The sequence below is a fragment of the Pseudanabaena sp. BC1403 genome, from assembly GCF_002914585.1.
GTDB lineage: Bacteria > Cyanobacteriota > Cyanobacteriia > Pseudanabaenales > Pseudanabaenaceae > Pseudanabaena.
This window is the reverse complement of record NZ_PDDM01000020.1, coordinates 96,666-105,825: the sequence shown is the minus strand read 5'-3', so window position 1 is coordinate 105,825 and position 9,160 is coordinate 96,666. Positions and strand designations below refer to the sequence as shown.

Annotated in this window: 6 protein-coding genes and 1 pseudogene; 3 read left to right on the top strand and 4 right to left on the bottom strand. The window is 44.2% G+C overall.

Translation table 11 applies throughout. The annotated features are described in order from the left end of the window. Positions 1-104: 104 nt before the first annotated feature. Positions 105-626 (top strand): annotated as a pseudogene (locus CQ839_RS17420) (transposase); the annotation flags it as partial. Between the two features lie 334 nt (positions 627-960). Here the strand turns inward: CQ839_RS17420 and CQ839_RS17415 are convergent. Further along, complete coding sequence (locus CQ839_RS17415) at positions 961-2,061, bottom strand: glycosyltransferase family 4 protein (protein ID WP_103669560.1); 1,101 nt, start codon at positions 2,059-2,061, stop codon at positions 961-963. Between CQ839_RS17415 and CQ839_RS17410 the strand changes: the two genes are divergently transcribed. Beyond that, positions 2,042-2,326, top strand: coding sequence for a hypothetical protein (locus tag CQ839_RS17410; protein WP_103669559.1), 285 nt, complete (start codon positions 2,042-2,044; stop codon positions 2,324-2,326). The two genes, CQ839_RS17415 and CQ839_RS17410, sit on opposite strands and share 20 nt — an antisense overlap. Before the next feature lie 83 nt (positions 2,327-2,409). Further along, entirely contained in the window at positions 2,410-2,535 is a 126-nt protein-coding gene (gene ykgO, locus CQ839_RS17405; protein ID WP_094534052.1) for a type B 50S ribosomal protein L36, read from the top strand. Between the two features lie 103 nt (positions 2,536-2,638). Here ykgO and CQ839_RS17400 read toward each other — a convergent pair whose 3' ends face one another. The 3 genes from CQ839_RS17400 to CQ839_RS17390 form a co-directional block, all read right to left on the bottom strand. Next, complete coding sequence (locus CQ839_RS17400; protein WP_103669558.1) at positions 2,639-5,737, bottom strand: beta-ketoacyl synthase N-terminal-like domain-containing protein; 3,099 nt, start codon at positions 5,735-5,737, stop codon at positions 2,639-2,641. Then, on the bottom strand, positions 5,734-6,963 hold the full coding sequence (locus CQ839_RS17395) for a cytochrome P450 (RefSeq protein ID WP_103669565.1): 1,230 nt from the start codon (positions 6,961-6,963) through the stop codon (positions 5,734-5,736). Before CQ839_RS17395 ends, CQ839_RS17400 begins: the two co-directional genes overlap by 4 nt. Positions 6,964-7,085: 122 nt before the next feature. Further along, positions 7,086-9,113: an AMP-binding protein gene (locus tag CQ839_RS17390; protein ID WP_103669557.1), complete on the bottom strand. Its 2,028-nt coding sequence runs from the start codon at positions 9,111-9,113 to the stop codon at positions 7,086-7,088. Positions 9,114-9,160 lie beyond the last annotated feature (47 nt).

The following is a 9,160-nucleotide window of genomic DNA, read 5'->3' as shown; positions in this document are numbered from 1 at the left end:
GTGACAATTAGTGCTTTCGTTTTTTCTCTCTTCTCTCAACCAGACAAGTTAGTTGTCGCGACTGGTCAAGTTAATTGTCGTCTAATACTCCAGAACGACCGAAGCAGATTTTTAGAGTTGAGGTGATTAAACCCTTGGGACGCAACCGTAAGTTTCAGCCCATGTGGTTGGCTTGGTTGGGTAAAACTATGCCTGCTTTGGAGACTATGTGGTTAAAATATTTGCGTCGCTTTGCCCTAGAGCATTGGTATCGTTTTGCCAAGCAACGCCTACATTGGACTCTACCCCAGATTACCTCTACTCAGGCGGCTGAGCGTTGGAGTGCTTTGATGCCTTTAATGACTTGGCAACTTTGGTTCGCTCGTCTCGATTGTGTTGATTCTCCTTTACCTTGGCAGTCTCCTCAGGATAATCTTGCTCCTGGTCGTGTCGCTCAATCATTTGCGGTAATTATTGCCGCGATTGGTACTCCTGCAATCCCTCCTAAACTACGCGGTAAATCGCCTGGGCGCTCCAAGGGCGATCGCCTTCCTCCTCGTATTCGCTATCCGACTGTTAAAAAACACGCCTCAAAAAGAAAGAAAACTGAAAAGACTCCTGTGCCAACCCATCCAATTGCCATTTAGGTTCTGCTTCTCTTCTCAATTTTGAGCTGGATTTTGCTATTGCAAGCTCCTGCTCAATTTTCTCGTGTCTTTTGGTTCCTCTCTCATACCTGCCCATTAGTCCAAACTAAAGGAGTAAATCCAGTCTAGAAACTTTATTTGTTGCCGAAGCAATGCAAAACATCCAACGAATCAATCTTTTTGCAGATGGAGTTTGGACACTTCTGAGCCTGATAATTGTCTCAATAGGGATTCACGGCATTTGTTTAGTTCCTCGCATCAGAAGATAAACGAAAAAGCTAAAACAGGCTGTTAAAAACAAAAAAGGATGTGCAAAGCACATCCTTTTTTTGTTTTATTGATCGCTAATCGACTGTTCTTTTTGCGATCGCAGTTCTTGCGCCCTAATCCTTTGCCAGACTTTAAAGCAAGCATACGCCATCAATAAAGTACTAATCGCCGCATAGGTTCCCCCAGCAGGCATCCCTGAAACCGCCATCGCAATGCTGCCGACCCAGAGGGTGAGAGCATAGATAAATAAAACCGTGAGCCTTTTTGATACACCTGCCTGCACTAAGCGATGGTGCAAATGATTCTTACCTGCGGACATTGGCGACTCACCTCGCCTAATTCGCTGCAAAATTACCGCAGTCGCATCCACAATCGGCACTGCAAGAATCATGTAGGGCATAATCAGTGCCACCGTCGCCACTGCCTTGACTAGACCAATGACGCTCACACCTGCAAGGGTAAACCCCAAGAAATAAGCACCACCATCGCCCATAAAGATTTCCGCAGAACCTTTAGGCTTGAAGTTGTAGCGCAAGAAACCCAGACATCCCCCAGCTAGTGCCGCAGCAATCAAGGCTGCCGCAGGTTGCTGCATAAATAAACTAGTTATTAAAATTACGGCGGCTGCGATCGTGGTTACTCCTGCGGCGAGTCCATCAAGTCCATCCAACCAATTGATTGCATTTGCCATACCCGATAGCCAAACCATCGTAATTGGCAAGCTAAACCAACCAAATTTGATAATGCCAATAAATGGCACTGAGATAAAATCTATTCTCACGCCCACGCGCCATGCGGCAGCGGATACTGCTAACTGCGCAATTAATCTGGGCAATGGAGGTAAGTTAAACAGGTCATCAGCAAACCCAATTAAGAAAAATGCTGCGCCACCGATGGTTACGCCCCAAACTTCATATTCTCTAGTTTGCGGTAATATCCCAAAGTATCCTCCTACCCAAACTAGCAGCAAGGCGCTGACACTTCCCAAAAAAATTGCCACCCCACCTACACGCACAACTGGAGTTGTATGCATTTTACGGTGGTTAGGTTTGTCTACTAATCCTGCTTGAAGACCAAAATGTCGAATAATCGGCGTACTCAGCCACACCACGATCGCAGATACTGCAAAGGCGACCAAGTAAGGAATGGCAGTTGGATGCAGCATTACAAGAATAAAATTAATTATTGGAATTGAGCAGATTTATGCTGCAAGCATAACACTGGATTGGCTAAACGCAACTATATTAAAGCCAATTTTAAAAAGAGTGCTAGGCACTCTTTTTAAAATTGGCAATTCTCATTATGAAACAGATTTTGGTGTTTCCAGCACCTTTGGCGCTGGAAACACCAAAATCTGTTTTTGGAAAGCCCACATTAGGTCGGCTTTCCAAAAACAGGTTTTCATAATGAGAATTGCTGCTTTAAATTAGCTTTAATATCTTGTCAAAAATCGTGTTAAGATTATAAGCCGTGTGAAAAAATTTGATCATCAGTAAACGTTAGGCATTAGTTAATGAAAGTTGTTAGCTCCCTCAGATCGGCAAAAACTCGCCATAAGGACTGCAAAGTTGTGCGTCGTCGCGGCAGAATTTATGTCATTTGTAAGTCAAACCCAAAGTTCAAAGCTCGTCAAGGATAATCAACGATTTTGCGTTATTTATCGAAAAAAGGAAAAAGCCCGTCATATGACGGGCTTTTTCCTTTTTTCGATAAATATGAGATACAACACTTCTTGCTGTATCTCATATTTGGGCTTGCCTTGCTCTATGCAAGCATTCCTGTAATTTCTGCGCCAATATTTGTACATGTGGCTCACGGAACATTGACATATGATCGCCAGAAATAGTTTGGATCTCTAATCCACCAGCCGCCAAATCACCCCAACCAAGATCCCAATCTAGAGGCACAAATCCCACACCTTGGTCAGATTCCTGCGTATCAGCTCGAAATAAAGTTACCTTGTCAGGATAGGCTTGCATTACATAGTTTTTCATTGCCTCTGTGCCAGCCTTTTCTAATGAATCCTCGATCGCAGATTGACGTAAATAGATCGGTAGCTGCCATTGCAAACGTTGATAAAACCGTCGAATAAGTCTCTTTGTCCAATACTGATACCTGCCGCTTAGCCAGTCTTGCCATTCTGGAAACTTTTGAGAAAGATATGTAAAACCCATTTCTCTGAAGCTTTGATAATGTAAAAAAATTCGCTTGCGAAAAGGCTGCCTAACTATATTTGCGGATCTAATTTTGCCATCAAATAAAGCTAGTAAGGCGACTTTTTCACCTTGTGCATATAGCTGTTGAGACATCTCCCACACCACATGACTCCCCAGAGAAAACCCACCTAAGAAATAAGGGCCTTTGGGTTGCACTGTGCGCACCGCTTGAATGTAGTAAGCCGCTATTTCTTCGATACTGGTGAGGGGCGGATGGATGCCATCTATGCCTCTTGGTTGCAGCCCATAAAAAGGCTGATCTGCACCCAAATGTTTAGCAAGATCGGCATATATGAGTACATTGCCATGAATGCCAGAAATACAAAATAGAGGAGAGTGAATACCTTTTGCCCTAATTGGTACAAGGGTTGACCAAGATACACTTTGCTCCGTTGGTTCTTGCTGATCTAGTTGGCTCAACATCTTGGCAAGTTGAGCAATAGTTGGACATTGAAATAAAACAACCAGACTAAGATGGTATTTAAAAGCCTGCTCAATTTTGGCAAATAAGTTAACTGCAATTATCGAAGTTCCACCGAGATCGAAAAAATTGTCATCAATGCCAATGGGTTTCTTATCAAAAACCTTTTCCCAAATAGCGGCGAGTTTCTTCTCCATGCGATCGCGTGGAGCAACAAAATTGCTTTCTGAATCTCTTGCTAGTTTTGTCTTGGTTGGATTGGTTGTGAGTATGTCAGAAGATATTAAGGTTACTTCTGGCAGATTTGATTGAGAAGATGGATGCACCCAAAAAGACTGCCGCTCAAATGGATAGGATGGTAATGAGATTGGCTGTATATGCGAATTAGCGTATACACTACTCCAATCAACTTTTACGCCATTTACCCAAAGCTGAACAATCTGACAGCGTAGAGATTGATATACGTTGGCATCTAATTCTGGTAATGACGACAAATTGAAAACGATGTTCTCTAGGGTGAATTGGGGATAGTTTTGGAGAAGTTGACTAATCGCAACTCCCTGCTGAGTAAGAATTGTTTGAAGTGACTGTTTTTTATACTTTTTAGGACTTGCTTTGCCGCTAAACACTTGACTTGACTGGTGATCGCTAAGACGATCGCAAATGTATGCACTCAGATTTTGCTGTAAAGTATCGATCGGATTGGAGCCGATCGCATTTACCACGATCGCAAGGCGGTAGTTAAACTGCGATCGGCGCATTGCTGTAGCACATACTTGGGCGATCTCGACTTCTGGATGTTCTTGCAAAAAGTCATGATAATTAACTGCCATTTGCCGCAAAGCCTGTTCGGTCTTAGCGCTCAGAATCAAAACATGGCAAGCACAATTAATCGATGAATTTGGATTGAGAATAGAATCTGGAGGTGCAGATTCTAAAACAACATGGGCATTCGTTCCACCCATACCAAAAGCACTTATACCTGCGTATAGATTTCCCTCTAGAGGAAAAGGAGTAAGAACGGTCGGGACTTGGAAAGATAACTTCTCAAACTCGATATATGGGCTAGGTCGATCAAAATGTAAATGGGCTGGGATTTGGCGATGGTGCAAGGCTAAGGCGACTTTGATCAACCCCGCAATTCCTGAAGCAGTTTCTGTATGCCCAATATTCGTTTTCACTGTGCCAATTTGACATGATTTGTCAGCAGAATGATCTAAGGCGCTAGAGTTAAATACTCGTTCGATCGCTTTCATTTCCACGGCATCCCCTATCAGCGTGCCCGTGGCGTGCGCTTCGAGATAGTGAACTGTATGAGGATCAATCTCGGCTTGGTGATACGCGCGACGCAATAGTGATTCCTGTGCTTGGAGATTGGGAGCAGCGAGTCCATTACCTCGACCATTATGGTTAACGGCACTGCCACGGATCGTTGCATAAATGCGATCGCTATTCTTGAGAGCTTCAGACAAAGGTTTAAGAACGACAATTCCTACACCTTCAGAGCGAACATAACCATCGGCTGTTGCCGCAAAAGACTGGCATCGATGGTTTTTAGAAAGTAGTTCTGAGGATTCTGGAGATATGCCTAAATTGGCAAAGATATTTACCCCCCCTGCCAAAGCAAGGGAGCTTTGACCAGACCAAAGACTCTGGCAAGCTAGATCGACGGAAACTAATGCGGATGAACAAGTAGTATTGGTGGCGATACTTGCACCTTGCAAATCAAAGTAATGGGAAATGCGGTTAACGGCGATCGCATTACTTGTGCCAAAAGATATATAAGCGGTTTGGTCATTGCCTGCTTGCAAAAGTGCTTCATAACCATTTGCGGCAACGCCAATAAACACACCTGTTTGAGTGCCAGCAATTTGTTCTAACGTGAGGGCGGCATCTTCTAAGGCATCCCAACTCACTTCTAGCAATAGTCGCTGCTGTGGATCGATTACCTCTGCCTCACTAGGAGAAATTCCAAAAAAATCTGCATCGAATTGATCGACTCCATCTAGAAATCCGCCCCAGCTTCCATTGATAGCTTCAAGTGCATCGTCATCAAAGCTGCTAAAAGGATATAGTTGGCGACGATCGCTAGGCATGGGCGCGATCGCATCGACACCATCACGCAATAATTGCCAAAATGCTTGCACCCCATTGGCATGAGGGAAACGGCAGCCAATACCAATAATTGCGATCGGTTCTTTCATGATGCTGACAATCTCACGGACAAAGTTTTGAGACCTCTCAAAGTAATGCTTTCCCGCCACTGAAGATCGGAATTGCTAAAGTCTGTCAATGCTAAATGAGGATAACGCTGAATCAAACTCTTAATTGCAATCTGTCCTTGCACCCTTGCGAGAGCTGCACCTAAACAGTAATGCAGCCCGCCGCCAAACGGCAAATTATAATTATGGCGGTGAAAATTGATTTGGTCAGGTTCAGGAAAAGTTTTGCGATCGCGATTAGCTGCACCCAGACACAAAATGACTTTATCGCCAGCATGAATCGTTTTACCGCCATACTCAAAATCTTCAGTAGCAAGACGGGCAATCACTTGGACGGGGCTGTCATAGCGTAATAACTCCTCGATCGCTGCGGGAACTAAATCCAGATTTTGCTGTAATTCGGCTAAGGCTTGAGGATGCTGCAAAAGGGCTAGAACACTATTACCGATGAGACTTTTAGTGGTTTCCTGTCCCACAATTAACAGCATGATACAAAATCCTAAAATTTCGTCTTCACTTAGTTGCGTCCCCCGATCCCTTGCTGCCATGAGTTGCCCGATTAGCCCTGATGGTTTAGTTTCCATGAGGTTAATCAGATATTCTCGCGCTTCGATCGCAATTTCATTTTGCTTCTGATAGCCACTCAGAGACATCGGCTGATCGAATACAAAAAATAAATCGTAAGACCATCGCATTAACTTGTCATGATCTTCTAATGGCACACCCAGAATTTGAGTTACGGTCATCGCTGGCAAGGGTGCGGCAAAGTCAGTCATGACATCGATCTCACCATTATTTTGACTCGCCTTCTGCTCTGCTTGCGTAAGTAAGCGATCGACTAATTCTGCGATCGCTGGTCGCATGGTTTCAATCATCTGCGGCGAAAAAGCTTTTGCCACCAAACTCTTCAGCTTGGTATGGTGCGGTGGTTCTAGAAAAAATAGCCAGTTTTCGATAGTTTGTGCCAAGGCTTCAAAGTTACCCTGCTTGAGGTATTGGCTTTTTTGTCTTAACCGCATTGGCAAATCATCAACATGCAGTTGTGGGGCTTTGAGTAATGCATCAACATCATGATGGCGGGTGATTACCCAAGCTTGCATAAAGCTCCAATGAATTGGATCGTGCTGACGCAACCAATCATAAATAGGATAGGGATTAGCATGAAAATCTGGAGAAAATGGATCGAATTTGACCGAGTTCGTTGTCATACTAGTAGTGGTTTTCAAATGATTAGTAGCATTGCCCACCTTTGACCCAAATTTGTAAGGTTGCTCCTTCGCTGGAGGGCAACCTTACAAATTTGGGTTTGCAATTAATTATGATCATCTACTTACTTTAGTGTAATCAGATAAGCAGCTAGCTCGGCGATCGTGGGATATTCCCAAAACAAAGTTGGCATTAGTTGTTGCTTAAGCCAATCAGCTAAATCTGCGGTGAGGCTAAGCAAAACCGATGAGTCTAAGCCATGACGAGAGAGTGGCTCATCAATATCAATCTCATCTGGATCGAGGTTGGCAACTTGGCTAAGGCGAGTCACAATCCAGTCAGATATGGCTTCTTCGGTCAAAGAATTTCCTGATATTGATTCTGGGGTTTCTAGTATGGTGAGAGCATTTATATCTGATTGAGGTTGTGTCCACTGACCAACTATATCTAGGCTATTAACTAAAAATTTTTCTCGGCAAGCCTGACGTTGAATCTTTCCGCTTGAGGTTTTGGGGATGCTTGCTGGTTTGATTAGTGCGATCGCATATACGGAAATCTCATACTGCTCTGAAACTGCTTGACGAATTGAGGTGATGATCGCCTCAATATTGAGTTCACGTAATGCAGTACGCTCTACTTCTTGGACAATTACCAAACATTCTTGGCGATCGACATTGATCGAAAAAGCTGCTCCAGCGTCAATCCGCATTGCAGGATGACAGGTTTGGACGGTTAATTCAATATCTTGAGGATAATGATTGCGTCCCCACAGGATGAGCAAATCTTTGAGTCTTCCCGTGATAAAAAGTTCTCCGTCGCACACAAAACCTAAATCACCAGTCCGCAACCAATCTGCTGGATTACCCACAAGGTTTGCTTGAAATGTGGCTTTAGTCGCTTCGGGTTGCTGCCAATAGCCGAGAGCCACACTGCCACCCGATACCCAGATTTCACCGATGCGATCGGGATGGCATTCTGTATGTGTGTCTGGATCGACGATCGCAATTTTGGTATCCAACCATGCTTTGCCAACGCCTACAAAGTGTTTGGCATTCGGGGCAGTTTCGGCAACTGTGACAACCTGCTTTTGTTCGAGCGCTGGCGCGGCAATCACGCTATAAACTGGCTCTGCCTCAACATTACCACCCGAAATCATCAGTGTCGATTCGGCCATGCCGTAGCAAGGATAGAAAAATTTAGACTGGAATCCTAAAGGCTGAAACTTCGCTGCAAATTGTTCTAATGTCGATCGCCTAATTGGTTCTGCACCTGTATAAGCACTTTGCCAACTACTTAAATCGATTTGTGCCTGATTAATTTGGTCTTCACTAATTTTGCGGACACATAACTCATAGCCTTGATTGGGACCACCGCAATGGGTGGCTCGATAGCGCGAAATTGCTGCTAACCAACGCATTGGCTTTTGCAAGAAAGACGCAGGCGACATCAACACACCCAGAAAACCTGAATATATCGGCTGAATAATGCTATCAATTAGCCCCATATCATGAAAATTTGGTAACCAACTCACCGAAGCACTCTTTTGATCTAGTTCAAAAGCAGTCTGGATATAGGCGGAGTTGTGGAGTAGGTTTTGGTGGCTAACCACCACACCTTTGGGGCTGCCTGTCGAGCCAGAGGTATATTGCAAAAAAGCAATACTATCTAGCTTAATTTCTGGGTGTTGCCACTGTGCCGCCAGATCATCAGATAGGCGATCGCTTGCTATCCATTGCACAGATGGTAACTCTGGCAAACTCTGCCAAGCCTGCTTTAAGCTATCTAATAATGCTGATGTCGTTAGTACCACTGTAGGCTGAGCATCATTCACGATCGCCTGCAAGCGCGACTGCATCTGCCCCCGCTTGGGTGGGGCGACAGGAACGGCGATCGCTCCTGCATAGAGGCAACCAAAAAAGGCACTAATAAATTCAAGTCCTGATGGATAGCACAGCAGTACTCGCGAACCTGATGAAACCAGAGTTTGCAATTGCGCGGCGATCGCCCGTGCTTGTAAATCTAGTTCTCCATAACTGAGATGAACTGCATCTAATTCTCCATCTACCAAAAATGTAAATACAATCTGATTGGACTGATTTTGAGATCGCAATTGTAGACAATTTACTAAATCAGAAAAATTAGGATGGCTCATTTTGGCAGTTAGCTAAATTGTGGGACTGAATAATTTACAGCTAACAG